At 40.2% G+C, this 23012-nt stretch carries 40 protein-coding genes; 36 read left to right on the plus strand and 4 right to left on the minus strand.

Annotated features, from left to right (window positions below):
- Window positions 1-14 precede the first annotated feature (14 nt).
- From NKR21_RS05845 to NKR21_RS05860, 4 genes are all read right to left on the minus strand, one after another.
- Complete coding sequence (locus NKR21_RS05845; protein ID WP_253602466.1) at window positions 15-1211, minus strand: tyrosine-type recombinase/integrase; 1197 nt, start codon at window positions 1209-1211, stop codon at window positions 15-17.
- 4 nt (window positions 1212-1215) lie between these two features.
- On the minus strand, window positions 1216-1695 hold the full coding sequence (locus NKR21_RS05850) for an ImmA/IrrE family metallo-endopeptidase (protein ID WP_253602467.1): 480 nt from the start codon (window positions 1693-1695) through the stop codon (window positions 1216-1218).
- 462 nt (window positions 1696-2157) lie between these two features.
- On the minus strand, window positions 2158-2721 hold the full coding sequence (locus NKR21_RS05855) for a DUF4352 domain-containing protein (RefSeq protein WP_144498703.1): 564 nt from the start codon (window positions 2719-2721) through the stop codon (window positions 2158-2160).
- A 359-nt stretch (window positions 2722-3080) separates the two neighbouring features.
- On the minus strand, window positions 3081-3455 hold the full coding sequence (locus NKR21_RS05860; protein WP_253602468.1) for a helix-turn-helix domain-containing protein: 375 nt from the start codon (window positions 3453-3455) through the stop codon (window positions 3081-3083).
- Between the two features lie 172 nt (window positions 3456-3627).
- Here NKR21_RS05860 and NKR21_RS05865 point away from each other — a divergent pair, with 172 nt between their 5' ends.
- The 36 genes from NKR21_RS05865 to NKR21_RS06035 all read left to right on the plus strand — a co-directional run bounded on the left by NKR21_RS05865 (window position 3628) and on the right by NKR21_RS06035 (window position 22932).
- Window positions 3628-3870 (plus strand): helix-turn-helix transcriptional regulator, encoded by a 243-nt coding sequence (locus NKR21_RS05865; RefSeq protein WP_252224932.1) that lies wholly within the window; start codon window positions 3628-3630, stop codon window positions 3868-3870.
- A 12-nt stretch (window positions 3871-3882) separates the two neighbouring features.
- Window positions 3883-4197, plus strand: a complete 315-nt coding sequence (locus NKR21_RS05870) for a hypothetical protein (protein WP_253602469.1) — start codon at window positions 3883-3885, stop codon at window positions 4195-4197.
- Window positions 4194-4886 (plus strand): BRO family protein, encoded by a 693-nt coding sequence (locus NKR21_RS05875; RefSeq protein ID WP_253602470.1) that lies wholly within the window; start codon window positions 4194-4196, stop codon window positions 4884-4886. Before NKR21_RS05870 ends, NKR21_RS05875 begins: the two co-directional genes overlap by 4 nt.
- Before the next feature lie 66 nt (window positions 4887-4952).
- Window positions 4953-5522, plus strand: a complete 570-nt coding sequence (locus NKR21_RS05880; RefSeq protein ID WP_253602471.1) for a helix-turn-helix domain-containing protein — start codon at window positions 4953-4955, stop codon at window positions 5520-5522.
- The gene (locus NKR21_RS05885; RefSeq protein WP_253602472.1) at window positions 5519-5797 is read left to right on the plus strand and encodes a YqaH family protein; all 279 of its coding nucleotides are present in this window, start codon (window positions 5519-5521) and stop codon (window positions 5795-5797) included. Before NKR21_RS05880 ends, NKR21_RS05885 begins: the two co-directional genes overlap by 4 nt.
- Before the next feature lie 205 nt (window positions 5798-6002).
- Window positions 6003-6182 carry a hypothetical protein gene (locus NKR21_RS05890; protein WP_008348780.1) on the plus strand — a complete coding sequence of 60 codons (180 nt, stop codon included), beginning with the start codon at window positions 6003-6005 and terminating at the stop codon, window positions 6180-6182.
- A gap of 1 nt (window position 6183) precedes the next feature.
- The gene (locus tag NKR21_RS05895) at window positions 6184-7134 is read left to right on the plus strand and encodes a YqaJ viral recombinase family nuclease (protein WP_253602473.1); all 951 of its coding nucleotides are present in this window, start codon (window positions 6184-6186) and stop codon (window positions 7132-7134) included.
- Window positions 7127-8002, plus strand: coding sequence for a recombination protein RecT (gene recT, locus NKR21_RS05900; RefSeq protein WP_253602474.1), 876 nt, complete (start codon window positions 7127-7129; stop codon window positions 8000-8002). Before NKR21_RS05895 ends, recT begins: the two co-directional genes overlap by 8 nt.
- A gap of 161 nt (window positions 8003-8163) precedes the next feature.
- Entirely contained in the window at window positions 8164-8823 is a 660-nt protein-coding gene (locus NKR21_RS05905) for a DnaD domain protein (RefSeq protein WP_253602475.1), read from the plus strand.
- On the plus strand, window positions 8726-9655 hold the full coding sequence (locus NKR21_RS05910; RefSeq protein WP_253602476.1) for a DnaA ATPase domain-containing protein: 930 nt from the start codon (window positions 8726-8728) through the stop codon (window positions 9653-9655). The genes NKR21_RS05905 and NKR21_RS05910 overlap by 98 nt, the downstream gene beginning before the upstream one ends.
- Window positions 9656-9832, plus strand: coding sequence for a hypothetical protein (locus tag NKR21_RS05915; protein ID WP_253602477.1), 177 nt, complete (start codon window positions 9656-9658; stop codon window positions 9830-9832).
- Window positions 9833-9925: 93 nt separating this feature from the next.
- Entirely contained in the window at window positions 9926-10309 is a 384-nt protein-coding gene (locus NKR21_RS05920; protein ID WP_253602478.1) for a YopX family protein, read from the plus strand.
- Between the two features lie 118 nt (window positions 10310-10427).
- Window positions 10428-10883 (plus strand): DUF1064 domain-containing protein, encoded by a 456-nt coding sequence (locus NKR21_RS05925; RefSeq protein WP_144482346.1) that lies wholly within the window; start codon window positions 10428-10430, stop codon window positions 10881-10883.
- Window positions 10884-10996: 113 nt separating this feature from the next.
- Complete coding sequence (locus tag NKR21_RS05930; protein ID WP_186312740.1) at window positions 10997-11152, plus strand: hypothetical protein; 156 nt, start codon at window positions 10997-10999, stop codon at window positions 11150-11152.
- 78 nt (window positions 11153-11230) lie between these two features.
- Complete coding sequence (locus NKR21_RS05935; RefSeq protein ID WP_110487447.1) at window positions 11231-11437, plus strand: XtrA/YqaO family protein; 207 nt, start codon at window positions 11231-11233, stop codon at window positions 11435-11437.
- 17 nt (window positions 11438-11454) lie between these two features.
- Entirely contained in the window at window positions 11455-11712 is a 258-nt protein-coding gene (locus NKR21_RS05940) for a hypothetical protein (RefSeq protein WP_253602479.1), read from the plus strand.
- Complete coding sequence (locus tag NKR21_RS05945) at window positions 11712-12521, plus strand: DNA adenine methylase (RefSeq protein ID WP_253602480.1); 810 nt, start codon at window positions 11712-11714, stop codon at window positions 12519-12521. The genes NKR21_RS05940 and NKR21_RS05945 overlap by 1 nt, the downstream gene beginning before the upstream one ends.
- Before the next feature lie 12 nt (window positions 12522-12533).
- On the plus strand, window positions 12534-13391 hold the full coding sequence (locus NKR21_RS05950) for a DNA cytosine methyltransferase (RefSeq protein ID WP_253602481.1): 858 nt from the start codon (window positions 12534-12536) through the stop codon (window positions 13389-13391).
- 234 nt (window positions 13392-13625) lie between these two features.
- On the plus strand, window positions 13626-14183 hold the full coding sequence (locus NKR21_RS05955) for a dUTP diphosphatase (RefSeq protein ID WP_253602482.1): 558 nt from the start codon (window positions 13626-13628) through the stop codon (window positions 14181-14183).
- Entirely contained in the window at window positions 14183-14551 is a 369-nt protein-coding gene (locus tag NKR21_RS05960; RefSeq protein ID WP_253602483.1) for a hypothetical protein, read from the plus strand. Before NKR21_RS05955 ends, NKR21_RS05960 begins: the two co-directional genes overlap by 1 nt.
- Complete coding sequence (locus tag NKR21_RS05965) at window positions 14551-14979, plus strand: YopX family protein (protein WP_253602484.1); 429 nt, start codon at window positions 14551-14553, stop codon at window positions 14977-14979. The genes NKR21_RS05960 and NKR21_RS05965 overlap by 1 nt, the downstream gene beginning before the upstream one ends.
- The gene (locus NKR21_RS05970; protein ID WP_253602485.1) at window positions 14976-15278 is read left to right on the plus strand and encodes a hypothetical protein; all 303 of its coding nucleotides are present in this window, start codon (window positions 14976-14978) and stop codon (window positions 15276-15278) included. Before NKR21_RS05965 ends, NKR21_RS05970 begins: the two co-directional genes overlap by 4 nt.
- 13 nt (window positions 15279-15291) lie before the next feature.
- The gene (locus NKR21_RS05975; protein WP_111292441.1) at window positions 15292-15555 is read left to right on the plus strand and encodes a hypothetical protein; all 264 of its coding nucleotides are present in this window, start codon (window positions 15292-15294) and stop codon (window positions 15553-15555) included.
- Window positions 15556-15569: 14 nt separating this feature from the next.
- The gene (locus NKR21_RS05980) at window positions 15570-15998 is read left to right on the plus strand and encodes a hypothetical protein (RefSeq protein WP_144498737.1); all 429 of its coding nucleotides are present in this window, start codon (window positions 15570-15572) and stop codon (window positions 15996-15998) included.
- A 12-nt stretch (window positions 15999-16010) separates the two neighbouring features.
- Window positions 16011-16163 (plus strand): hypothetical protein, encoded by a 153-nt coding sequence (locus tag NKR21_RS05985; protein ID WP_186312966.1) that lies wholly within the window; start codon window positions 16011-16013, stop codon window positions 16161-16163.
- Window positions 16160-16432 carry a hypothetical protein gene (locus tag NKR21_RS05990; RefSeq protein ID WP_144498739.1) on the plus strand — a complete coding sequence of 91 codons (273 nt, stop codon included), beginning with the start codon at window positions 16160-16162 and terminating at the stop codon, window positions 16430-16432. Before NKR21_RS05985 ends, NKR21_RS05990 begins: the two co-directional genes overlap by 4 nt.
- A 91-nt stretch (window positions 16433-16523) precedes the next feature.
- Window positions 16524-16646, plus strand: coding sequence for a hypothetical protein (locus tag NKR21_RS21145; RefSeq protein WP_260856570.1), 123 nt, complete (start codon window positions 16524-16526; stop codon window positions 16644-16646).
- 9 nt (window positions 16647-16655) lie between these two features.
- A complete protein-coding gene (locus tag NKR21_RS05995) occupies window positions 16656-17141 on the plus strand; it encodes a sigma factor-like helix-turn-helix DNA-binding protein (protein WP_144498741.1) in 486 nt (161 codons plus the stop codon).
- A gap of 3 nt (window positions 17142-17144) precedes the next feature.
- Window positions 17145-17600, plus strand: a complete 456-nt coding sequence (locus tag NKR21_RS06000; RefSeq protein ID WP_144498743.1) for a sigma-70 family RNA polymerase sigma factor — start codon at window positions 17145-17147, stop codon at window positions 17598-17600.
- Window positions 17601-17755: 155 nt separating this feature from the next.
- Window positions 17756-17923: a hypothetical protein gene (locus NKR21_RS06005; protein ID WP_186312968.1), complete on the plus strand. Its 168-nt coding sequence runs from the start codon at window positions 17756-17758 to the stop codon at window positions 17921-17923.
- 140 nt (window positions 17924-18063) lie between these two features.
- Window positions 18064-18231, plus strand: coding sequence for a hypothetical protein (locus tag NKR21_RS06010; protein WP_165378732.1), 168 nt, complete (start codon window positions 18064-18066; stop codon window positions 18229-18231).
- Window positions 18232-18279: 48 nt separating this feature from the next.
- Entirely contained in the window at window positions 18280-19011 is a 732-nt protein-coding gene (gene terS / locus NKR21_RS06015; protein ID WP_253602486.1) for a phage terminase small subunit, read from the plus strand.
- A complete protein-coding gene (locus NKR21_RS06020; protein WP_144498747.1) occupies window positions 18998-20302 on the plus strand; it encodes a PBSX family phage terminase large subunit in 1305 nt (434 codons plus the stop codon). The genes terS and NKR21_RS06020 overlap by 14 nt, the downstream gene beginning before the upstream one ends.
- A complete protein-coding gene (locus tag NKR21_RS06025; RefSeq protein WP_144498749.1) occupies window positions 20299-20574 on the plus strand; it encodes a hypothetical protein in 276 nt (91 codons plus the stop codon). The genes NKR21_RS06020 and NKR21_RS06025 overlap by 4 nt, the downstream gene beginning before the upstream one ends.
- A 2-nt stretch (window positions 20575-20576) precedes the next feature.
- Entirely contained in the window at window positions 20577-22037 is a 1461-nt protein-coding gene (locus NKR21_RS06030; protein ID WP_144498751.1) for a phage portal protein, read from the plus strand.
- Complete coding sequence (locus NKR21_RS06035; RefSeq protein ID WP_253602487.1) at window positions 22018-22932, plus strand: phage minor head protein; 915 nt, start codon at window positions 22018-22020, stop codon at window positions 22930-22932. The genes NKR21_RS06030 and NKR21_RS06035 overlap by 20 nt, the downstream gene beginning before the upstream one ends.
- The last annotated feature ends 80 nt before the right edge of the window (window positions 22933-23012 follow it).

The following is a 23012-nucleotide window of genomic DNA, read 5'->3' on the forward strand; positions in this document are numbered from 1 at the left end:
AATAACATTTCTTATTAAGATATTCCCAAATCAAGAAGTTTGCCGAAAGTGTTGCTTACTTTATTGACGGAGTTCTCTTTCATTTTTTTGGTTACGTGCGTGTATACTTGCATTGTAGTTTTCATATCACTATGTCCAACTCTCTCCATTATTGTTGGAATATCAACGCCGGCTTCTGTAAGCATACTAATGTGTGTATGTCTAAATATATGAGGACTAGCCTTTTTTGTGATGTTTGTCATTATTAGTATTCGATTCATTCTGGTGCCAATGGTCTGCGGTAAATAGGGGTATCCATTGTCATCACAAAAAAGAAAATTATCATCATTATACTTCGAAGAATCTATAGGTGATTCTAATCTTTTTTTGTTTTTTCTCTTTATTAAGGCTTTTAATAGATCAAGTATCTTGTCGTCTAAAGGGATAGTGCGTACTGATCCTGATGTTTTTGGGGGAGTAAGAATGTAATTCTTTCTATTCCCACTATCTGAGTAAATTGTTTTCGTGATTCTAATTTCCTTGGTCTCAAACAATACATCATTGACTTTTAAAGCACATAATTCGCCGGACCTCATGCCTGTGAATGCCATTAAAAAAAATCGCTCGACATCCAATTCTAGTCCATACTTTTTTACAGCTCCTAAAAAATCCTCTAGTTCTGCATTTTCAAGGTATTTTTCATCAATGCTGTTATTTTCAATAGCTTCAACTGTCAACCGCTGCTTTTGTATGGCGGCTCTTTTAACGGGGTTATCTTTCAAGAACTGTACTCTTACAGCATAATCAAATATCATACCAGCTGCGGCATGTACTCCTTTAAGTGTATTTAAAGAAAGCTCCTCAGATAATTCATTTAACCCTTTTTGATATAGCCTAGTTGTCAATTTAGCAATATTTAATTTAGCAAATTTCCTATTAAGAATTTTAATTTCAGTTTTTCTGATTCTAAATGTATTATCTTTATTTCCAGATACTTTCATGTAATCTTCTAACCACTCGTTCGCAAGTTTATCAAAAGTCATCTTTTTTACAACAGATTCATCAATTCCGTCTTCTTCTAATGCTGCTATAGCTTTCAGAACTCTTTGTTCTGCTTCTTTTTTTGTTTTCCCTCGTCTGGGTATTTGTTTACGTTTACCGGTGACGGGATCAGGTGGACCATCCCCAACAGCGAGCCATTTTTTCCCCTTGACTAACTCTTTGAAATGCATCGTTTTACCTCCTAGACAGTTTGTTAAAGTAAATTTTAAGTCTATGCTTAGCAAATTCACAAGTAACTTTAAAAATATCGGCGACAAGTAGTGCTGCTTTGTTTTGGTCAGCGGGTAAGCTTAAATTTTTCAGCATGAATGTTGGAATACAAAAATGATATGAAAAATAATTCGCCTTGTACTCTTGGTATTGCTTCCATTGAAGCGGCATTGCGGCATTGTTGCCGCCTTCAATCAAAATATGCCATAGTTCATGCGCCAGTTCACATCTTTGTTGAAACGGGTCTGACCTACTATCAATGCTTACAACATAGACGCCGCATATCTCAGTCATACAGGTTCGTTTTCCATGTTGCACTATGAAAATGTTCATTTTTCGGCATAGTTCTATTAGTTCTAAGTCTGATGGAGAAGTAATCTGTTTACCTCTTAAAAATCTTTCGATCCAGTCTTCTAAATGGCTTTGAGTATATGTGTTTATCATGTGAAGCATCCCCTCCAAATTTACTGCATTAATACTGGATAAAAATATGGTTTGAAAAACATTTATTGAGGCTGACGACTTATTTTCTAATCATAAAAAGAACGTGTGTTCTGTTTTTAGTTCTAAAAAATAGCCCAGAGTTAAAGGGCTTATTCAGCTTTTTTTAAATCTATGTCTTTAAAAAAGAAGATTGCTGTAAAACTTATGATGATTATTAGAAGAACAATACTTTCTCTTATGTCTGGTCTGTAGAGATATTGATGATAAATCCAGAAGACCGCACCAATGATCAAAAAGAAAAACTGCAAGAAGAAACCAAACATTTTTTCATTCTCCTGTTCTGAATATATTCCTCTTTAGAAACCATAATTTGTTTATCTTTTATGATATTTTAATTTCAGGATAAAATCAATATCAGGAATGTACGTTCTGGTTATGGCTTTAAAAAAGAAGCCCGAAGGCTTACTTAGATAATTTAATTGTGCCGGTCTGAGTTCCAAAAACGCCAGTCTGTACTTCTAACTTCAAGTCATTTGCTTCCGCTACTTTTGCTGGGACATCAAAAACAACTTTTCCTTTCATTTCAACATCTGGGTTTAAATCTTGCATTAAAAAGCTGTTATCAATAGATCCATCTTCTTTTTGATTAGCAGATATGCTTGCTGTTGAATCAGCTTCGTATGTCTTTTCCCCGCGTTTCAGCTTGAAGAACGAGGCATCAACCATGATCTTTTCATTTCCTGTATTTTTTAAATCAGCTTCAATGATAAGGTATTTTCCATTCGCAGTTTCTGGAGCAATTGAAGGACCCACTTTTTCAGAAGTTGATTTCGATTTAATGTTGTAGACCATATCACCAACTTTAACATTGGTGTTCATTTTAGCTTCCTTGTTTTTCTTTTTGTTTTCTTTTTTCGTTTCTTTAGATGATTCGCTGTTGTTTGCAGAAGAAGTGTCTTCTGATCCGCATGCTGCAAGTGCAAATGTTAAACCTAATACTAAAAACAATACAAGTAATTTTTTCAAAACATATTCCCCTTTTAACATAATTTTTATATAAACGATCTTTGTCTCTATTTGCAGATCGGTATATACTCATTCAATTTTAAACAAATATCGAAAATTTTTACAACCTTACGCAAGATTTATACTGTAAAAATTACAGCACAACCTTCAGTTGAGAAAAAATGATTGTAGACTCTACTGTAATTTTTACAGTTGAATGGTCGTTCAATTGTAGGTATTACTGTAATTTTTACAGCAGAACCTTCAGCATTAATTAAACTAAACTAAACTAAACTAAATAATATATATAAATCATTAAAAGATATAAAAAATACACTCTAATATGAATTGCAATGGTTTTGTTTAATAAAAATACAAAATTAACCCTTATTTTTTTTCTCAAGGTGTTCTTTGATGATTTTTTCAAGACCGTCAATTTGCTTTAAAGCATTCACTAGAATCTCATCTTTTTCTTCATCTTCAAAGTCATGTCCGTCAATGGCAGCATAGCGAGTGTCAGGTCTTTTGTTTATTTCACTTGCTAATTCTTTATAGTGTTCTTCGCCTCTCAATAAGTAATCAATAGAAACGTTAAAAAAATCAGCTAGTTTAACTAGCATTTCATGATCTGGTTCTCTGCTCCCCTGTTCATATGATGCGTATGTGGTTCGAGCTATACCTAATTTAGAAGCCACGTCTTCTTGGTAAAGCTTCTTTGATTTGCGTAATTCTTTTAAACGCGTTTTAAAATCCATTGATAATCGCCTCACGATTGTAGAGATAAGATACCTATATTATAACTACACAATTTGCGTAATTAAACAAATGACACAAAAAGAGTAATTTGTTTGTAAAAGGGGTTTACAATACACGAAATGCGTAGTATAGTTTATTTAACGACTCATTAAGTGTCATGGAGGTGTTGAAATGAATGTCCAGCCTAGAGAGTGGTTAAGGAAAAAACGAACTGAAAAACATATGACTCAAGAAGATGTTGCATTGGAAGCAGGAATTGCTAGAACAACCTATGCATCTATTGAGCAAGGTGAAAGAAATGCTGGAGTAAAAACAGCAAAGTCTATTTCTAAAGTTCTTGAGTTTGATTGGACTCTTTTTTTTGAAGAGTCATTACACATAACGCGTAATGGAGACGAACAACACACAGCATAGGAGGTAAAGACAATGTTCACGATGCAGTATGACGAAAAATTCATTGATGCTATTGCCCACAAGATTGCCGATCGTGCAACAGAAATTCTGACTGAAAGACTAGCATCGCTCAACGAGCTTCCGAAAATCCTCACAAGAGACGAAGCAATGAAAGTTTTACGATGCGGTCCAACTAAAATGGCTGAATTAATGGCTAGACCGGATTTCCCTGTGAACCATGAATTCGGGAAAAAGATCCCAACTGCCATGCTGTTTAAATGGATTGAGAACAACACGAGATGGGTTGAGGACAACACCAAGTATTTCAAGAAAGGAGTCACAGCATGAACCAAATACAACAGATTTTCAATTATCAGGATCAAGAGATCAGAACCATTTTAAAAGATGGACAACCTTGGTTTGTTGCAAAAGACTTGTGCGAAGTCTTGGAAATCAAAAACAATCGTGATGCTCTTTCCCGCCTAGATGAAGATGAAAAGGGAGTAGTTTTAACCGACACCCTTGGCGGATCGCAAGAATTAGCAGCAGTAAATGAGCCGGGTCTTTACGCTCTCATCTTGAGTAGCCGCAAACCAGAAGCAAAACAATTTAAGCGTTGGATCACACATGATGTTATTCCAACAATCAGACAAACAGGTCAATATGGTGGACCAAAAGCTCTAACCGAAAGAGAACAGCGCATTGAGTCGCTTAAACTCTTATTAGAAACATCACAACGGCAGGATGAAATGTCTAAAAAATTAACCAATCACGAAAGAAAAATTCTTGAATTGAACACCAAAGTGGATGAGCAGATCACACTTGATCATGGTGAACAAAGACGGATTCAAAAAGCCGTTGCTTCTAGGGTTTACAGTTTTACAGAAGATGGATCAGAACGTAAGCGGCTATTCAGCGAACTTCATCGGGAAATTAAAGATCGTTTTGCCGTATCCAGTTATAAAGATTTAAAGAGAAGAGATATGCAAGTAGCTGTGAATTACATTGTTAACTGGGTTCCGCGCAGGGTTTCCTAGATCCTGCCGTGTCCCTTCATTAATAAATTTTACCAATAAAAATCGAATAAAGAAGGATGGGAACAAATGCAGAACAGCCCGTATAATCAGCGGAATTTACCTGAAATTCTTAGAAAAGTAAGGAAGGAAGCCGGATATTCACAGTATCAGCTAGGCACCTTAATCGGAGGGCGTGATCAGAGGAATGTATCAGATATTGAAAATGGTTATGTCAGACCTACACCTGAATTGTGCATCAACTGGTTCAAAGCATGTGAAGCCTATGAACATATTGATCTCGTGCACTACATTTTCAAGCTTCACCCAATGGCAGCCGCACCAATTAATCCCGCCTTAAATGATAGTGCTCACAAAGCTTTAATCAACTTGGTGCAGGAAATGAAAGACGCACAAAAGGCTATCGGTGATCTTGCGGAATGGCTGAACAATACCCGACCAGGCAAAACTGGCGAGCTTCCGATGCAGGCTATCAAGCAAATATACGACCTTACACAAGCAAACAAAACGCTTATGTATTCAATGTCGAGGGAGTTTGGGCTAAAAATTCAAGACCTAACAGAAAAATGGTCGAAAAAAGCCATTGTCGCAGAGGTGGCAATGCACAAAAGACAGGATAAGGAGGCTGTACTAGCATGATAGAAAAACAATTCTTTAGTGAAGATGTATCGAGAGCAAAGACGAAAATTGATTGTGTGAAAGAGCTTTTATATCTTGCTCATCAAGAACTGAAAGACGGAAATTACGAAGAAGTTGCAAGCCTAGCTGGAAGCATTAGAAATATCAGCGAGGATCTTGTACGGATGAATAACAAGGGTCTTTTAATTAAAGCGGCGGCAGAAATACAGAAAAAACATGGTGTGCGGCTTGAGCTAGTTACAAGAACTGAAAGGACTGAAATCATTGAATATTGAGCATCCGATGGTGACACAGATTAATAGCTTTGGTTATCCGAAAGACTACTGGAAGGACGAAGCGGAACGCGATGGCTATGAAGAGGAAGACGATGAAGACAAATAAAAAAACCCGCTTGGCATAGCGAGTTTTAAGGTGTACTGCTTCGATTAGGTACCGACAGTATACCAAATAATCACATGAAAATCAATGGAGGTATACACTATGTCAAAATTTCAAATCAGCTTTGACCATCGCCGTGAAGCGCAGGAGCGTTTGGAGCAGGCAGGTGGTTGGATCGACTACAAAAAAGGGCAACCTGTGTTCAACTTTCCGAACGCAGCAGCTAAACAGAAATACATTCAATTGGGGCAGGCGGCATATCGCCAAAAGGTGGGGATGTAGCATGCAAGCGAAGGTCCTTATCTCAACCGAGAAGATGACAGAAGAGCAATGGCTTGAGGCTAGACGTGCTGGTATAGGCGGTTCAGATGCCGCCGCCATTGCTGGTATGAGCAGATGGAAGTCACCTGTTTCAGTTTACTTGGATAAATTGGGTCAGTCACCAAAGGAAGATGAAGCTGGAGAAGCGGCATACTGGGGCCATGTACTCGAAGAAGTGGTAGCAAGAGAGTTTAGCAATCGCACTGGAAAGAAGGTCCGGCGAAGAAAGGCTATTCTTCAACATCCTTTATATCCTTTCATGCTTGCAAACGTTGATAGATTAATTGTCGGTGAAAATGTAGGGCTTGAATGCAAAACGGCATCTGAATACTTGAAAGAAGAATGGACAGGAGAAGAGATTCCAGACGCTTATTTGATCCAGTGCCAGCATTACATGGCTGTGACGGGTTATAAAGCATGGTGGATCGCTGTTCTGATTGGCGGAAACAAGTTCATTTATAAAAAAGTCGATCGTGATGAGGAATTGATAGGTTACTTGATTCAGATTGAAAAAGATTTTTGGGAGAATCACGTTCAAAAGCAAGAGCCGCCAATGTTTGACGGTTCAGACTCATCAACAGAATTGCTTAATCACATGTACCCAATTGGAGTTGACGAGGAAACAAGCTTGCCTTTAAAAGCGGATGAAATCATAGTCCGATTAAAAAGTGCAAAAGAAGAAAAGAAAGAAATTGATGAACGAATTAAAGCTGATGAAAACCAGATCAAAGCCATGTTAGGAGAAAACGAAATAGGTCTTGCTACTAAACATCGGGTGACTTGGAAGACCATTCAAACAAACCGCTTTGATACAAAGAAGTTCGCCATTGAACATCCTGAATTATTTGAGGAATTCAGCGAAACGAAGCTGCAGAGAAGATTTTATGTAAAGGAGAGCGTAGACAATGGCTAAAAACGAAGATATTCGGAATCAGCTTGCAAATAAAGCAGCAAATAACGTCCAGCAGCAGGAGGATAAACCTAAAACAATTGCTGACTACCTTGCTTCAATGCAACCTGAATTACAAAAGGCATTACCTGAACACATGACACCTGAAAGGCTCACAAGGATCGCACTAACGACAATCAGAAGTAACCCACAATTGCAACAATGTTCACCCGCTTCATTGTTGGGGGCTGTCATGCAGTCCGCACAACTAGGGTTAGAACCCGGATTAATAGGTCATTGCTACTTTGTTCCTTTCAATAAAAAGATCAAGGGGCAAAATGGAGAGCCGGATAAGTGGACGAAAGAGGTTCAATTCATCATCGGATATAAAGGCATGATCGACCTTGCTAGACGTTCTGGTCATATCGAAAGTATCTATTCTCACGTTGTTTATGAAAAGGACCAATTCGAGTATGAACTAGGGTTAAATCCGAAGTTAATTCACAAGCCAGCAACAGGGCATAGAGGTGAAATGACTCATGTATATGCTGTTGCTCACTTTAAAGATGGCGGCTATCAATTCGAGGTTTTCAGCAAAGAAGATGTTGAATCCGTTCGTAAACGAAGCAAATCAAAAGACAGTGGCCCGTGGCAAACAGATTATGAAGAAATGGCGAAAAAAACTGTCATTCGCCGCATGTGGAAGTACCTTCCTATCAGTATTGAAATTCAGCAGTACGCAGCGCAAGACGAAACGGTACGAAAAGATATTACTCAAGAAGCAAAATCGGTTTATGACGAGGAAGTCCTTGATATGCCGTACAGTGTAGAACCAACTTTAGAAAGCCCGAATACGGAGCAAGCGGATGAAAACCGAAGCCCATTTGATTAAGGTTCCTATTCCTTTTTGTTACACATGGATGGTCAAAGGCACTTCCGATCCTTTCAAATTAGCAGAAAACTATGTGAAAGATTACATCAAGACTAATGAGCCTGATATGCGCTTTGTGCGCATACAGGGCTTGTATGCACTATGTGAAAGGGGGTAGAGGCTTGAACTACCTGAAAGAAATAAACGGCTTCATGCGGTGGCTTGAAACAACAGAACTAAAACCTACCACTCAAGCATTGTGGTTTCACTTGATGGATATAAATAACGGTTGCACTTGGAAAGAGTGGTTCACGGTGCCAAACAGTCGGCTTTATTCGCGGTTAGGAGTCAGCGAAAAGACTATGATTGAACATCGGAAAATCTTGATAGAACATGGCCGGATTGAATACAAGCCTAAAGGTAAATCAGCGGGCAGTTATCGCATCGTAAGTCTTGAGACTAAAGCAAGCATCGCCCCTGTACCTGATGAAGAACCTGAAAAGCCAAAAGAAGAAAAAACAACACGACAGGAGGACAAGCCAATGAACCCATTCGTTTTTTTTGAAAGTCATTTTGGTGGCACATTAAGCCCGATTAATGCCCAAAAAATTGGTCAATTCATTGATGACCACGGGGAAGAAAAAGTGATTGAAGTCATGAAAGAAGCAGTTGAGAAGGATCGAAAATCAATCAATTGGGTTTCAGCGGTATTGTACAGACCAATCAACAAAGGAGGCAAGCAGGATGCCAAAGGCAACGCTGGACGAAGTGTTTCAAAGAATGAAGGCCAATCTAAAGTCACGCCAATTTTCGGAACCGGCCGTCACAGAAGAAAAGCATGAATGCAATGAGTGCAAGGACAAGGGAATTATCGTGTATCGGATTCACGAAAAAACAGAAAAGCGAATGAAAGATGCAGGCAAACGTTTTGATCTAGCGGATCATGAAATGGTTCGTGAAGATGACTTTCTTGCTGGCAAAGTATGCAACCCTCAAGATGCGAAGGAATGGAAAACAACTTTTTCCCGTCAATGCCCATGCGTTGCTGAAAGAGCAGCACGAAAGAAGCAAATGAAGTTGATGAGTGCCAGCAACATTTCAGAAGGATTCAGGAAACTAACCTTTAAAAACTTCTCTCTTGAAAAAAAGCCGGATGAGGTTAAAGAGCTGTATGACTGTGCTTTTGAATATGCTCAGAAATTTAAGGAGATTAGAGAGACGAGACAAAATAGTATCGCCCTACTTGGTCAGTCAGGTGTGGGAAAAACACATCTTCTTACGAGCATTTCAAATGGCTTCATAGAACGATTTAAATTGTCTGTTATGTATTTCCCTTATCTGGAGGGTATGACCGATTTACGAAAAGATTTTGATGAATTAGCAGCCAAGCTGGAGCTTCTAAAGACCGTAGATGTTTTGTTCATTGATGACCTATTCAAACCCAAAGCGGGTGTACCTCAAGTGACACCGTGGCAATTCACACAGATACAAGAGATCGTCAACTTTCGTTATTTGAATTACAAGCCGATCATGGTTTCATCTGAACTTGATTTAAACCAGCTCTTGGAGATAGATGAAGCATTTGCAACAAGAATCTATGAAATGGCAAAAAACTACACGGTCACTATTGAGAAGAACATAAAACTAAATCATCGGTTAGAAGGAGCGGTTTAAATGTGTGAAACATGTAATGGCGAGAAAGTCGTCATAGGAGAAACTTCATTTATGGCAGGCTACTATCCATGTCCTGAATGTAACACCACAGGACGTAAGCAAAGCCTAAAGCCAGTCATCGAAATGTTAGATCAAATGCTGACGAAAGCGGAAGCACTGGAAGGAAAGACAGCATGAAGACGATGGCAGCACTAATCACTATCGCTTTCACAGCTAGATTCAGAGAAAGGAAGCTCCTGCAATGGTTGCGGGATGACGGGAGGTAACGGAATGAGAGAAATCAAGTTTAGAGGTAGTCCTATTGAAGATTACGGTGATCTCAAATGGATTGAGGGAGGTATCTACTTAAATCGAGATGACCGACTTGCGTATATTAACTCAGATGATAGCGGTGTTGTACCAGTACATTGGGATTCTGTGGGCCAATACACAGGGTTGAAAGATCGTAACGGCGTTGAGATTTATGAAGGCGATATTGTACTTGATGACCAAATGAACTCAGCACAGATTGTCTTTGATGATGGATGTTTTTGCATAATTGGTTACCTGGGAGACCTCCGAACTTATCCGCTGCATGATTATCTGTTTTGTAGAAAGGCTTTTGAAGTCATTGGAAACATTCACGAAAACCCGGAGTTGTTAACAGAAAAATAATGAATCCTAGCATCACGACATTACTGAAACGAACCAACCTAAACGAATAGGAAAAAGAACAGCTCGTTGCCGAACTGAAAAAGCACTTCCAGCAACGGAAAGCGAGGATTAACAAAACATGTCCAATAAATACGGCGCACGTAAAACGGTAGTAGACGGCATCACCTTCGACAGTAAGGCAGAAGCCAAATACTATGAGCATCTTAAATGGCTCAAGCAAGCCAAGCAGATAAAAGACTTTTCATTGCAACCACGCTTCGAGCTTCAAGAAGCCTTTAAGAAACATGACAAGACTTTTCGGAAGATTGAATATATTGCAGACTTTGAGATTACTAATCTTGATGGATCGAAAGAAGTAATTGACATCAAAGGCATGGAAACAAAGGAATTTGCCATCAAACGAAAGCTGTACGAACGCAAATTTGATACGCCGCTAAAAGTCATTGCTTTTGATCGGTCGTTTGGATTCATAGAGTTGGACAAACTCAAAAAGATTAAACGGAAGGCGGGGAAACCAACTGTTAAACGTGGTAATAGCAGACGATCGTCCGTTGTGGGTAAGGCAGGAAGATAAGCTTATGGCCTGTATGACACGTTGTTCGCAGTATAAACATTGCTCGAGCCGTTTTGGAGCAGATTGTAAAAGGATGGGCGGCATTGAAATACCTAAGATTGGAGGGAGAAAACATGAGCGGAAAGGCTAACAACCCATATATTTCGGGTCCAGTCATCGAGTGGAAGATGACTAAAGAAGAGCTAGAAGCGTATCTAGCAAAACATCCTATCGTATATCGAGAAGAACTAAAACCGTCACCATCATATCAAATGGATAAATGGGCATAAAAAAACACCGAAGCCGCTGCTCCAGTGCTAATTAAATCTGACACTTTAATTATAACACATGGAAGCGGGGCGGAGCGGATGAACCAACCGAAAGAAATAAAGGATTTTGCTACAACCATTGATCAGAATTTAGAACCTGGGAAGGTCCGCATAATCGTGATTGACGGCAACGAAGGTACTGCCCACATCACAGACGCACCTGAACACGGAAAAACGATCATTCAAACGGCCAAGGGTGCTTTTGCTAGGGTCGATCATGAAATAGGATTCAAGATCAAAAAATAAACGGGGGTTGAGAGATTATGAGTCTACCAAAACACGTTGAACTGTCGCAGGCCGTCAAAGCCTGCAAAAACAAAGCGATGACAATAGATGCTGCGGCTGCTGAAATTAGAGTGCCTGACTATGTGGTGCCGATGCTGGTACGCAAAAACGATGATCTGATCATCGAAGGGAACGTGGTCATGGCAAAGCGTGAGTCAAACGGACCTGTCATTTTCACTCTACTGTTTTTCATGGGGATTATTGCTGTCGCTGGGTTGATAGGCGGGATTGGTTAATGACTAGATCACCTTTAATATGGTTCGGCGGCAAAGCAAAGTACGCTGAATTAATCATAAACAAAATGCCAGGTCACAAAGTGTATGTAGAGCCATTCGGTGGTGCTGCTCATGTTATTGCCCATAAACCAAAGGGCGGGCATGAAGTATACAACGATATAGATGGTAATGTGGTCAATTTTCTAATGCAAGTGAGAAAGAATCCGAAGGCAATGCAAAGCGCTTGCGAATCCATTCCATATAGTCGACAACTATATGAACAATGGAAAGCAGAAGATTATCCAAAGGACGACTTTGAACGTGCTGTCCGGTGGTTTTATATGAACCGTTCTGGCATAAGCAAAGGCAACGCAGAAAATGTCCCGCAAACCGGATGGCGGCACAGTACACAAAGTGGTCAAAACCCTGCTAATGGCTATTTATCTGCATGTGAAGCTATTGCCAACTTCGCCAAACGTATGCAGGGAGTCATGATCGAAAAGAAAGACTTCCGAGAAATCATCGAAAAATACGATAGCAAAGAAACGTTATTTTATATTGATCCACCTTATGTCGGCCGTGAAAAATTTTATGCGGGTGGTTTTACAGAGAAGGATCACAGAGACCTGGCAAATCTACTGAAAAAAGCATCGGGGAAAGTGATTCTCTCGTATTATCAGGATCCATTGATTGAAGAACTTTATAGTGATTGGCATAAAGAAACATTTGCAGCTTACAAACAAGTTGTAGGCAGTTCTGAAAAAGATAGATACGCAGAAGAAATGTTGTTGTTCAACTACGAAATTACTCAACTTAGTTTATTCGATTAGGAGAAAACAATTATGAAAAGTATAGAGCTATTCGCAGGAATAGGAGGAATTGCGCTTGCCGCAGAATGGGCGGGTATCGAAACTGTCGCCTTCTGTGAGCGTGAACCCTACTGTCAAAAACTGCTGAATCAAAACTTCCCTAACGTTCCTGTCTTTGATGATGTACGCACCTTGAATAGACAACTTTTAGAAGATAAAGGAGTGATTGAATCTAATGGAACAATTGACATTATTTCAGGAGGATTCCCTTGCCAGCCTTACAGTATTGCCGGGAAGAAAAGAGGCACGGAAGATGACCGCGACCTCTGGCCAGAAATGTTTAGGATCATCAAAGAACTTAGACCCACTTGGGTTGTTGGTGAAAACGTTGCTAACTTCGCAAACATGGAACTCGACCGCACGCTACTTGACTTGGAAAGTGCGAATTACAAAGTCCAAACGTTCCTTATACCGGCTGTCGCCGTCGACGCCCCACACGAAAGAATGCGGATCTTCGTTGTGGCCCACTCCAAACGCCTGGGACGGCAAGAGAGGACCTCTAACGAAAGAAAGAGCAGAGTCAGGAAACCATCAAATCACTTTGGTAACTGCAGTGAAACTATGGCCGACTCCATTAGCAAGCGATGCAACCAAATGGAACAACATGACTGCGGAAGAAAGAAAAGAGAAGAATCAGTTCGTGAGGATTGGAAATGCAGTGTCAAGCCTAGAGGGGATGAGAGTAGGTGGGCAGCTGAACCCGATGTGGGTAGAGTGGCTCATGGGGTTCCCAATCGGGTGGACAGAATTAAAGGATTAGGCAACGCCGTTGTACCACAACAAATTTACCCAATCTTTAAAGCGATTGTTGATATATCAAATAGAGCCTAGCGGCTTAGGAGGAATTATCTTGAGAATAGGTAGAATGTCAACATATGAAAGTGAACCGTGTGTGTTTTGCAATAGAAAAACTACCAGTTTTAAAATCTATGAACAATCAAATATGCAATTAAGAATACCTCTTTGCGACACAAATGAGAGAACTTGCTTTGACAAAGTGGATGTTAAAGATACAACAACATTCTTCTTAAAAGTTATAAAAAAGGATATTCGGGAGGACGCGAAATGAATCTTGAAAAAATGTTTAAGATGCAGGCGGAGTTAGACCGCCGAATCATCCGAGAAAAAGGGCTGGAAGGGCAAGACCTTCTTCCCGGCCTTATCTTGGCTTTGCAGGTGGAACTAGCAGAATGCGCTAACGAGTGGCGCGGCTTTAAATTTTGGAGCAATGACCAGCAGCCACGCACTTGTATCATAAATAAAGAAGGAGAGACATCGAGAGACTACTATAAGAATCCATTGCTAGAAGAATACGTGGACTGCTTGCACTTTATCTTGAGTATCGGGAACCAGATTATGTATCCATCAAATTATAATATGGACATTTTGAAAAGAGCTATTTTCTATGACGGTGGAGTAAATGCATTTTTAGCTGTTTTATATGAAGTTTCCTCTTTTCATGTGGAGTTAGAAACTGGTGGTGAGGTTTCATCTTTATTTGTAGAGATTTTCATGAGATTTAACGCACTTGGAATAGCTCTTGGTTTCACACCTGAACAAATAGAAGCCGCATACATGGAAAAGAACGAAATCAATCATAAACGGCAGCAGGAGGGTTACTGATGAACTACTCACTATATTTGATTGACGACAGACTCGTTATTGATCTTGGAGCGGGCGAAAAGAGTCAGCATAAAGCGTTTAGTGGTGTGCCTGAATTAGTAGAAACGCATACCTTTTGTCAAGAACCAATCGGACAAGTTGAAATAACGGATGAGCAGCTAAAAAAGATTGAAGTTTCTTTTCATAATGGCGGCTTGTGTGATTACTGCGATGAACTATCAAACAAAGTACGGCCTTCACCTTTTATGGGTGACACAGGAAGCATGTGTAAAGACTGCTGGGATATGACGGAACGGGAGTATGCGGCTTCACATGATGAGCATATAGGGGCGTTTGAAGATTACCCTCACTGGAAGGAGAATGTTTGATGGGAGTTACTAAATTCCGTGTTTGGGATGAGGATGCTCAAGAAATGGTCTATGGAGTAGGTTTGACACCAGAAGGTATCCCTTATTCTATACCAGCTTATGCCGAGGCTAGCGATCAATTTAATTACTTTCCAGACAGCCACATAATGCAGTTCACTGGATTGAGAGATAAGAACGGTGTTGAGATTTATGAAGGGGATAATGTCCGTTTAACAAATGAATCAGGGTTTGCATCTTTAGGCGAAGTACAGTTTAACGATGGTTGTTTTGAAGTCAAGTTTCAAAGTGGTTTACCAATATTTAATGGAGCGCGTCATCAATACACGAAATATCAAGACTACGTGAAAGTATTTGCTGCTAATCATGCGATTGAGGTTGTCGGAAACATCTATCAAAATCCCTATCTTCTAAAGGAGGAAGCACGATGAAATCACATGATATCATTCGTGTTCAACTTTTCTATAGAGGCTTGCCGATAGAAGAAAACTTCTTCTTATACATCGAGAATGCCCAAAAATGCTTTGACCAACACATAAAGGATCATTCTAATGATCTAGCATCAAAAGAGGATTTACACGGGTCAGAGCCATTAAAAATAAACACAAAAATTAACGGTAGAGACAAGGAAGCCACAATGCACGTTTGGAGCAAAGTATCGTCTGAACATAATGAGTACGATATTGAACCGATGTCCGTTTCGCTGGAATTCATAAAAGCTGAGGATTGAAAGGGGAATGAAGATGAAATTTTTTAAAGTGAGAGATCCATATTATGCACTCATTAAAGCGAACACAAAAGAAAGTGCAATTAAACTCTATTTAGACGAGGTAGCAGCTGACGAAGGTGATCTATACATGAAAGAAGTGTCAGCTATCAATGCTGCTGTAACTTATGGCGTTTTGTTAGCGGAGACCGATGATGCTGAAATAACAAAGGTAGAAATGATTGAGAATTTAGAGGATGAAGAAGAACGTGTTTTATTAATGGACGGTGGCTTGCTATGAGGAAGGGGAAAACTATGGCTCATCTACTAATTATATTAGCTATTATTCTGGTGACACAGCTTTTATATGCACCATTCGCGAAAGCTGATTGGTCTAACTGGCAAAGAGGCGGATATGGTCATCAAGCACGAGTCTTTACGGATGATACCAATTACTATAAGGATGCCTCCACTGTCGACTGGAGAGCTGAGAAGAAGGGATCGGGAACGCTTTACTACACCGCTGGCGTTTACAAAAAGAGATCCAATGGCGGATTAACAGATACTAATCTAGTGCAAAGAGGCAGTTTCAAAGCGGCCACACCTCTAAAGTCGTTTAGCGTGAGTGAAATCCGTAAGCGTACCGGCAGAGGAACATACGTGATCCAGCTGGACTGCTATACCGATTCAGCAAAGACAAAATATATCGGGACCTTTGAGTCCGTTAAATTCAGTATCAGATAAGGGGGAGCGAAAATGATAATCAAATTTGATAGATCAGAACTAGCAGCCATCAAAGACAACATTCTTTTTACTGAAATGAACGGGCATGATTTAAATAAAACCGAAAAAAGGATCTTAGCAAAGGTTGAAGCTGCTTTGTATCCTCAAACGGAGGTAGTGGAATGAAGTATAGGAAAAAGCCAGTTGTTGTTGAAGCGATTCAATATGATGGGTCACAAGACTCTTACGATAAATTAAGAGAATTTTGCGGTGAGATAGTGGGTAACTGGCTTGATTCATTTACGAATATAAGTGTTATTTATATACAAACATTAGAAGGTAACTTGATCGTTTCACCTAATGATTACGTGATTAAAGGTGTAAAAGGGGAATTTTACCCTTGTAAGCCTGATATATTTCAGCAAACATATGAACCGATTTTTCAAACTAAATAAGTCCAAGACGGAGAGCCTGCGGACACTGATCAACACCTTTTTAGGGTGCTGGTTGGTGTCCGTTTTTTATTTGTCGGAAAGGAGCAACACCATGAAGAAGGAAAAGCCCAAAAAACAGCCGCAGAAGCTCACTGACAGAGAGATACGTGAACTCATGGGGCAAAACATGCAAAGACTCAAAAGAGCCAAAGGCGGGGCGTATAAACGCAAATAGGAGGGAACCATGAACGAATTGATTCTTGAGTATAAACGAGCGTTAAAAGATACAAAAAGAAGATATGAGCAGCTGGAAGAAACTGATCCAAACCGCAAGATTTTCAGTGCAATGATAAGTGACCTTGAATACGTGGTGAAATGGTTGTCCACTGGCAGGCAGCCGGAAGCAAAACGAGCGATTGACCGAAGATCCGTTTATCAACGCACTGTGTTTGCTTCACCAGAAGTACTTGAGGCTTTAGCGAATCAATACCAGTTAAAGAGAGAAATACGCACAGTAAATGATGAAGATAAAAGATTAATAGAGGACGTTTTATCTGCACTGACAGAGAAGGAGAGAGAGATTTATATAACCGTTGTTGGTCATAACCTATCTTTCAGCAAATGTGCAGCTCTGCATGGCATAGCAAAAGGGTCTGTACAAAAACACATAGAGAGAGCAAGAAAGAAGATTGCTATTCAACTAGATTTAATACGATCGAAGGGAGCATGAACCATGAACAAAAAAGAGATTGAAGGACTCATTCACAATTATCACTGGATGGCAAAAGAGGTTCAACGGCTCCAGCGTGTTTTATATGGTACTGACATCCCTATGCGAAGTTGGGGTGTTGCTCAATACGGTATCGAGGCAGCTCTTCCAAAGGGGAGCAAAGGGAAAAGCCAAGCTGAATTGCGTGACATGGATATGAGGGAAGAAAGATTATTTAAACGTCTTCGGAAATATGAACAACGTGTATATGCGATAGAGGCAGCAGCAAGCAAGATAGAAGGAGAGAAAAATAGAGTGGTCTATGACTGCATGATGGAGGGTATGAGTTATCGAGCCATTGGTCTTCACTTGGGCCTGTCTCGTGAAAAGGTACGGCAAATGAAAGATAATATCATCGACCAATTATGCCAATATTGCCACTTTGTGCACTTGTTGAATGAAGAAAAATCCGTAGTGTAAAATTGAAGGCAGGACGGGGAGGCATAATTTTCCCGTGTCTCCACAAATTAATATATTTTCTCATGCTCTTGCGAGCTTGGGATTCGTTCGACAAATTTTGCGAATAGTTCCATATACTTACTTTCTGCCGATAAATAAAGGTAGGAGGTGAGAACATGACAACATTTACAATTACATTTGAATTAGTAACAGGTAAAGAAGTATCAATGAGCTTTACACTTCAATCAACCAGAGACCTGTATGATGTGTTGAATGAGCAATGGGTGGGTACAACGGAAGAGAAAGTAAACATGAATCATGTAACACATTATGTAATCAAATAAAGGGCAAGAAGCACCTATAAACAAGGTGCTTTTTTTGTTCCCTGTAAACTGCTTCCGGTGAATAATCTCTACATGAAGTATCGGCTTAAAGGTAGAGTGCGGCGGCAGTTTAGAGCGAATAAATTAAAGGAGTGAATGACATGACAACGGAACCGCCTTTAGGTGTTATTCCTAAGTGGCTACATGATGAACGTAGAACAGAAGATATAGCAGCAGCTATTGAACGAAGAATATCAGCAAGGTCAGAAATTCCTCTTGAGTGGTTTGAAGAGTACAACAACCTCATCAAGCACCAAGTTAAAAAATAAAGATCCCGAAACAAACACGAATCAGAAGGAGGCGGCAGGTGAATGTAAATGGAATCGAAGCACATTCAGGCGGAGAAAGATTACGTCAAAGGTATGAAATACAAGGACCTTGCCGAGAAATACGGGGTGTCGATCAACACCATAAAATCATGGAAAAAGCGGCATGGTTGGGAAAGGAAAAAGGGTGCACCCAAAAGAAAAAGTGTGCACACAAAAAAGGGTGGTCAACCCGGTAACGTTAATGCGTTAGGTAATAGCGGGGGAGCAGCACCAATACGAAACCAAAACGCAAAGACGCATGGATTTTATTCAAAGCACATGCCAGCAGAAGCGTTTGAGATCATGCAGGACATTCAGGAGTTTTCACCCGTTGATTTACTTTGGGAACAAATACAGATTCAATTTACCGCCATTGTGCGGGCACAAAAGATCATGTTCGTTGAAAGCAAAGACGAAATGATCAAAGAGCTGAAAAAAGCACGGTATGTTTTTCATGAGGGTGACCTTGAAGAAAAAGAAACCGAAGAAGAGGAATACGAGTTTCAATTCGCTTGGGATCGTCATGCTACATTCCTAAACGCTCAATCACGAGCTATGGGCGAGCTGAGAAGCTTGATAAAGCAGTTTGACAACATAGCCCATGAGACAGATGAAAGACGGCTTAAACTGGAGCAGATGCGCTTGAACATTGATAAAACAAAAGCCGAAGTCGAGAAAATGGAATTAGGTGACGTTGCTCCAGTTTACATTGTTGATGATATAGGTGATGACGATGATTAAAGTATCGGAAGTGCTGGCACCGGCATTTCGTGAGTTTTGGAGATACAGAAGAGCAAAAGAGCATCTTCATTATGTTATGAAGGGTGGCCGTGCCTCTGGTAAATCGTTTTCAGCGGGACTTGGTGTAGTAACGGACATCATCGAATACCCTGTTTCCGCTCTCGTTCTGCGTAAAGTCCAGAATACGCTTGTTAAATCAGTTTTCGCACAGATAAAGCAAGCAACGGTAACACTGGGTGTCTCTCATCTATTCAAGTTTGTTCCTTCTAGGTTAGAAATCACATACAAGCCAAGAGGGAACAAGATTTACTTTGCTGGTGCTGACGATCCTGACAAGCTCAAATCAATCAAAGACGCTGATTTTCCAATCGGTGTCATGTGGATAGAAGAGCTTGCAGAATTCAAATCCGACGAGGAAGTAAGCACCATCATGAATTCGGTTTTACGTGAAGAACTAACACAAAAAATAAAGCCGGACAACCCACGTAAACGGGCAGGGAAGTTTGATTATACGTTCTATTACACTTATAACCCGCCAAAGCGTAAGCAAAATTGGGTTAACAAGAAGTATGAAACGTCATTCCCTGCTGAGAACACGTATATTCATCATTCAACGTACCTAGACAACCCTCATCTATCAAAAGCGTTTATCAATGAGGCTGAGACAACTAAAGCCAAAAATGAAAAGAAGTATAGATGGGAATATCTTGGGGAAGCAATCGGAACTGGCGTTGTTCCATTCGATAACCTTCATATCAATAAAGGCAGCATAACTGATGAGATGGTCCGCTCCTTTGACAATATACGTCAAGGAGTTGACTTTGGTTATGGTCCAGATCCGCTCGCTTTCGTCAGATGGCACTATGATAAGAAACGAAGCAAAATATATGCACTTGCTGAATTATATGATCACAAGGTTTCAAATAGAGAGCTGGCGAAGTGGATTAAATCAAAAGGCTATGAAAGCAACGAGATCACAGCCGATAGTGCTGAACCCAAAAGCATTGACGAGCTGAAAAAGGAACACGGCATTAGGCGGGTTTCAGGAGCAAAGAAAGGCCCTGACTCGGTTCAATATGGTGAAGAATGGCTTGGTGATTTAGATGAAATAGTCATTGATCCAATGAGAACTCCAAATCTAGCCCGTGAATTTGAGAACATTGATTATCAAACGGAGAAAGACGGCAACCCTAAACCACGCCTTGAGGATAAAGACAATCACTCTATTGATGCGACTAGATACGCATTTGAGCGTGATATGAAACAATCGGGGGTGAGGGTATTAACATGAAAAAGATCAGCTTTGAAACTGAAAAACCGAATGATTGGCGTAAAAATAATCGTGTCCAGCTTAATGAAGATCAGAAAAACATAGTGGAATCATTAGAAAAAATGCTTACTGATGCAAAAAGCGGAAAGATAAACAAAATGATTGCTGTTTCTGAGGTTGAAAAAGATCAGTACGTTTTGTTTTATCGAGGTGCCACTTATCAAGAAGCGTTGAATATGACACATACGCTAATGGATTACATGTTTGAACAATGGTATAGAGAGGAGGAATGACCATGTACCCAACATCGCCAACACACACAGAAGAGTTGATAAAAGTCATCGAAGACAGCGCAGAAACATCCGACAAGCTACCTGATACAACCATTCTACAAAAGATGATTGATAAACATGCTGTAGAGCGGGATCAGATGCTCGAAGGTGTCGCTTATTATCTTAACCAAGCAGACATTAAGAAGCGTAACCGCTATTTCTATGAGCACGGCACAAAAAAGGTTGATACGGAGAAACCAAACAATCGAATCTCTCACAACTGGCATAAGCTGCTGGTACAACAGAAGGTCCAATACCTTTTAGGAAAACCGATCACCTTCAATGCGGAAGAAGAAAAGTTTCTTGAAGTTGTGAACGACTTTATAGACGAAGATTTTGACGACTGCATGCAAGAACTGCTCAAGAATGCTAGTAACAAGGGTAAAGAATGGCTTCATCCATTTGTTGATGAAGAAGGTAATTTTGATTATCTTCGCATTCCAGCAGAGGAAGTTATACCGGTTTATGATTCAACAAAAAAACGCAGCCTACTTTATGCTATCCGTTATTATGACATTAAAAACATAGATGATGAACTTACTCGGAAGGTTGAGTTGTACACAGATGAACAGATTTTCTACTATGTAGAGCGTAACGGATCTTTAGAATTAGACTTTGAATATGAGAAGAATCCTGAAAGCCATTTCTACGACAAACAAGGGAAAGGGTATGGCTGGGGTAAGGTACCAATGATCGAGTTTAAGAACAACGAAGAGGGTGTCAGTGACCTTATCTTCTATAAAGACTTGATTGATCAATATAATGACAACATTTCAAATAACGCAAACACGTTTGATGAAATGCAAGACTTGATCTATGTCTTGAAAAACTTTGCAGGTCAAGACTTGAGCGAATTTACTACGAATCTACGTCACTATAAAGCTGTGGAAGTGTCTGGTGAAGGCGGTTTAGAAATGAAGAGTGCTGAAATTCCAATGGATAGCGCAAATTCACATCTGGACCGATTAGAAGAGAATATATACCGCTTCGGACAGGGTGTAAACAACAATCCTGACAAAGTGGGAAATTCACCGACCAACGTTGCAATTAAAAATCTATATTCATTGCTTGATCTAAAGGCGAATGAAGCAGAGCGGAAGTTCCGACCAGCTTTAAGCGCCTTTTTTTGGTTCTTCACTGAATATCTAAAAATGACAGGTCAAGGCGAATACGATCCCACGCTTTTACAGATGACATTTAACCGCTCTCGAATGACAAACGAGCTTGAGCAGGTTCAAATGTCGAATCAGAGCACAGATTTAAGCCGTGAAACACGCCTTGCGAATCATCCGTGGGTAGATGACGTGGAAGCGGAATTAAAGCGTATCGAGGCAGAGGAAGCCGAATACAGAAACAGCATGCCGCCGTTAACTGAGATTGAACCAGAAGCGGGCGGTGATGAAAATGAACCAAAACGAGATTGATAAACTGCTCGACGACATGATCACAGAGGATGCCAAGAAAATTGATGCTGTCTTTGCTAAGAGATTGAAAGAAATCAATCAACAAATTGCGGCCCTTTATGCGAAATATAGCATTGATGGTTCTCTATCTATGGCTGATCTCAACAAATACAACCGCTTCAAAAAAGAAATGGAGCGGATGACAGAGGAATCCAGCAAAGCATTTAAAACGGTTCTTATCATTGTAGAGGCGTTGGCTGCTAAACAGTTTCTTGAGAACTATATGCGGTCTGCTTATCTCTACGAGATAGAAGCGGCCGTGAAAATGGGTTATACGTTGCCAACAACTGCGATGATTCAGCAGGCAATATTAAACCCGATAGCTGAATTGACTCTTTCAGCTTTATATAAGCGTCACCGTGATGATTATGTCCGGCAGATTCAAATATCTATTGCTCAAGGCATTCAAGCTGGTGAGGATTATAGCAAAATAGCCAAGCGAATTGAGAGAAGCACAGAATTTGCGAGAAAAAAAGCCCGTGACGTAGCGAGAACGGAAGTTCATAGGGTACAAGTCTCGGCGAGGATGAAAAGCGCTGAACAGGCTTCTAAGCATGCGGGTTTAGAAAAGGTGTGGAATTCTACCCTTGATCTAAAAACGCGGGCAGGTCATAGAAAGCTAGATGGGAAGACCGCTAAAAATGGTTTGTTCGTTTCTATTTATGGCGGTGTCGGTCCCGCTCCCGGTCACATGAATAACGCCAAAGATGATATAAACTGCCGCTGCACAGTCTCTTTCAAAGTAAATGGAAAAATGCCGGACACGAGAAGAACGAGAAAAGGTGGTTCTGGAGCGGGTGAAGTCATTCCATACCAAACCTATGAAGAGTGGTACAAAACAATAGAGAACAAATAATGAACTGTCCTGAGCATGACATAAAAAGGCTCTTTTGCTCATTCTAAAGGCTTGGAGCCAAACTAAGCGTAAATCCTGTG

The sequence above is a fragment of the Bacillus sp. 1735sda2 genome, assembly GCF_024159245.1.
In the GTDB taxonomy this organism is placed as follows: Bacteria; Bacillota; Bacilli; order Bacillales; family Bacillaceae; genus Bacillus; species Bacillus pumilus_O.

What these genes read in the sequence shown, in the direction of transcription:
- NKR21_RS05965 (WP_253602484.1), top strand. Translation starts at nt 14,551, where the DNA reads ATGGGAGTTACTAAATTCCGTGTTTGGGATGAGGATGCTCAAGAAATG.
- NKR21_RS06030 (WP_144498751.1), top strand. Translation starts at nt 20,577, where the DNA reads ATGTACCCAACATCGCCAACACACACAGAAGAGTTGATAAAAGTCATC.
- NKR21_RS05880 (WP_253602471.1), top strand. Translation starts at nt 4,953, where the DNA reads ATGCAGAACAGCCCGTATAATCAGCGGAATTTACCTGAAATTCTTAGA.
- NKR21_RS05955 (WP_253602482.1), top strand. Translation starts at nt 13,626, where the DNA reads ATGAATCTTGAAAAAATGTTTAAGATGCAGGCGGAGTTAGACCGCCGA.
- NKR21_RS21145 (WP_260856570.1), top strand. Translation starts at nt 16,524, where the DNA reads ATGAAGAAGGAAAAGCCCAAAAAACAGCCGCAGAAGCTCACTGACAGA.
- NKR21_RS06005 (WP_186312968.1), top strand. Translation starts at nt 17,756, where the DNA reads ATGACAACATTTACAATTACATTTGAATTAGTAACAGGTAAAGAAGTA.
- NKR21_RS05845 (WP_253602466.1), bottom strand. Translation starts at nt 1,211, where the DNA reads ATGCATTTCAAAGAGTTAGTCAAGGGGAAAAAATGGCTCGCTGTTGGG.
- NKR21_RS05870 (WP_253602469.1), top strand. Translation starts at nt 3,883, where the DNA reads ATGTTCACGATGCAGTATGACGAAAAATTCATTGATGCTATTGCCCAC.
- NKR21_RS05950 (WP_253602481.1), top strand. Translation starts at nt 12,534, where the DNA reads ATGAAAAGTATAGAGCTATTCGCAGGAATAGGAGGAATTGCGCTTGCC.
- NKR21_RS05865 (WP_252224932.1), top strand. Translation starts at nt 3,628, where the DNA reads ATGAATGTCCAGCCTAGAGAGTGGTTAAGGAAAAAACGAACTGAAAAA.
- NKR21_RS05975 (WP_111292441.1), top strand. Translation starts at nt 15,292, where the DNA reads ATGAAATTTTTTAAAGTGAGAGATCCATATTATGCACTCATTAAAGCG.
- NKR21_RS05990 (WP_144498739.1), top strand. Translation starts at nt 16,160, where the DNA reads ATGAAGTATAGGAAAAAGCCAGTTGTTGTTGAAGCGATTCAATATGAT.
- NKR21_RS05930 (WP_186312740.1), top strand. Translation starts at nt 10,997, where the DNA reads ATGAGCGGAAAGGCTAACAACCCATATATTTCGGGTCCAGTCATCGAG.
- NKR21_RS05945 (WP_253602480.1), top strand. Translation starts at nt 11,712, where the DNA reads ATGACTAGATCACCTTTAATATGGTTCGGCGGCAAAGCAAAGTACGCT.
- NKR21_RS06035 (WP_253602487.1), top strand. Translation starts at nt 22,018, where the DNA reads ATGAACCAAAACGAGATTGATAAACTGCTCGACGACATGATCACAGAG.
- NKR21_RS05915 (WP_253602477.1), top strand. Translation starts at nt 9,656, where the DNA reads ATGTGTGAAACATGTAATGGCGAGAAAGTCGTCATAGGAGAAACTTCA.
- NKR21_RS05860 (WP_253602468.1), bottom strand. Translation starts at nt 3,455, where the DNA reads ATGGATTTTAAAACGCGTTTAAAAGAATTACGCAAATCAAAGAAGCTT.
- recT (WP_253602474.1), top strand. Translation starts at nt 7,127, where the DNA reads ATGGCTAAAAACGAAGATATTCGGAATCAGCTTGCAAATAAAGCAGCA.
- NKR21_RS05970 (WP_253602485.1), top strand. Translation starts at nt 14,976, where the DNA reads ATGAAATCACATGATATCATTCGTGTTCAACTTTTCTATAGAGGCTTG.
- NKR21_RS05885 (WP_253602472.1), top strand. Translation starts at nt 5,519, where the DNA reads ATGATAGAAAAACAATTCTTTAGTGAAGATGTATCGAGAGCAAAGACG.
- NKR21_RS05940 (WP_253602479.1), top strand. Translation starts at nt 11,455, where the DNA reads ATGAGTCTACCAAAACACGTTGAACTGTCGCAGGCCGTCAAAGCCTGC.
- NKR21_RS05995 (WP_144498741.1), top strand. Translation starts at nt 16,656, where the DNA reads ATGAACGAATTGATTCTTGAGTATAAACGAGCGTTAAAAGATACAAAA.
- NKR21_RS05985 (WP_186312966.1), top strand. Translation starts at nt 16,011, where the DNA reads ATGATAATCAAATTTGATAGATCAGAACTAGCAGCCATCAAAGACAAC.
- NKR21_RS05980 (WP_144498737.1), top strand. Translation starts at nt 15,570, where the DNA reads ATGGCTCATCTACTAATTATATTAGCTATTATTCTGGTGACACAGCTT.
- NKR21_RS05960 (WP_253602483.1), top strand. Translation starts at nt 14,183, where the DNA reads ATGAACTACTCACTATATTTGATTGACGACAGACTCGTTATTGATCTT.
- NKR21_RS05910 (WP_253602476.1), top strand. Translation starts at nt 8,726, where the DNA reads ATGCCAAAGGCAACGCTGGACGAAGTGTTTCAAAGAATGAAGGCCAAT.
- NKR21_RS06025 (WP_144498749.1), top strand. Translation starts at nt 20,299, where the DNA reads ATGAAAAAGATCAGCTTTGAAACTGAAAAACCGAATGATTGGCGTAAA.
- NKR21_RS05890 (WP_008348780.1), top strand. Translation starts at nt 6,003, where the DNA reads ATGTCAAAATTTCAAATCAGCTTTGACCATCGCCGTGAAGCGCAGGAG.
- NKR21_RS06010 (WP_165378732.1), top strand. Translation starts at nt 18,064, where the DNA reads ATGACAACGGAACCGCCTTTAGGTGTTATTCCTAAGTGGCTACATGAT.
- NKR21_RS05935 (WP_110487447.1), top strand. Translation starts at nt 11,231, where the DNA reads ATGAACCAACCGAAAGAAATAAAGGATTTTGCTACAACCATTGATCAG.
- NKR21_RS05925 (WP_144482346.1), top strand. Translation starts at nt 10,428, where the DNA reads ATGTCCAATAAATACGGCGCACGTAAAACGGTAGTAGACGGCATCACC.
- NKR21_RS05875 (WP_253602470.1), top strand. Translation starts at nt 4,194, where the DNA reads ATGAACCAAATACAACAGATTTTCAATTATCAGGATCAAGAGATCAGA.
- NKR21_RS06000 (WP_144498743.1), top strand. Translation starts at nt 17,145, where the DNA reads ATGAACAAAAAAGAGATTGAAGGACTCATTCACAATTATCACTGGATG.
- terS (WP_253602486.1), top strand. Translation starts at nt 18,280, where the DNA reads ATGGAATCGAAGCACATTCAGGCGGAGAAAGATTACGTCAAAGGTATG.
- NKR21_RS05895 (WP_253602473.1), top strand. Translation starts at nt 6,184, where the DNA reads ATGCAAGCGAAGGTCCTTATCTCAACCGAGAAGATGACAGAAGAGCAA.
- NKR21_RS05920 (WP_253602478.1), top strand. Translation starts at nt 9,926, where the DNA reads ATGAGAGAAATCAAGTTTAGAGGTAGTCCTATTGAAGATTACGGTGAT.
- NKR21_RS06020 (WP_144498747.1), top strand. Translation starts at nt 18,998, where the DNA reads ATGACGATGATTAAAGTATCGGAAGTGCTGGCACCGGCATTTCGTGAG.
- NKR21_RS05850 (WP_253602467.1), bottom strand. Translation starts at nt 1,695, where the DNA reads ATGATAAACACATATACTCAAAGCCATTTAGAAGACTGGATCGAAAGA.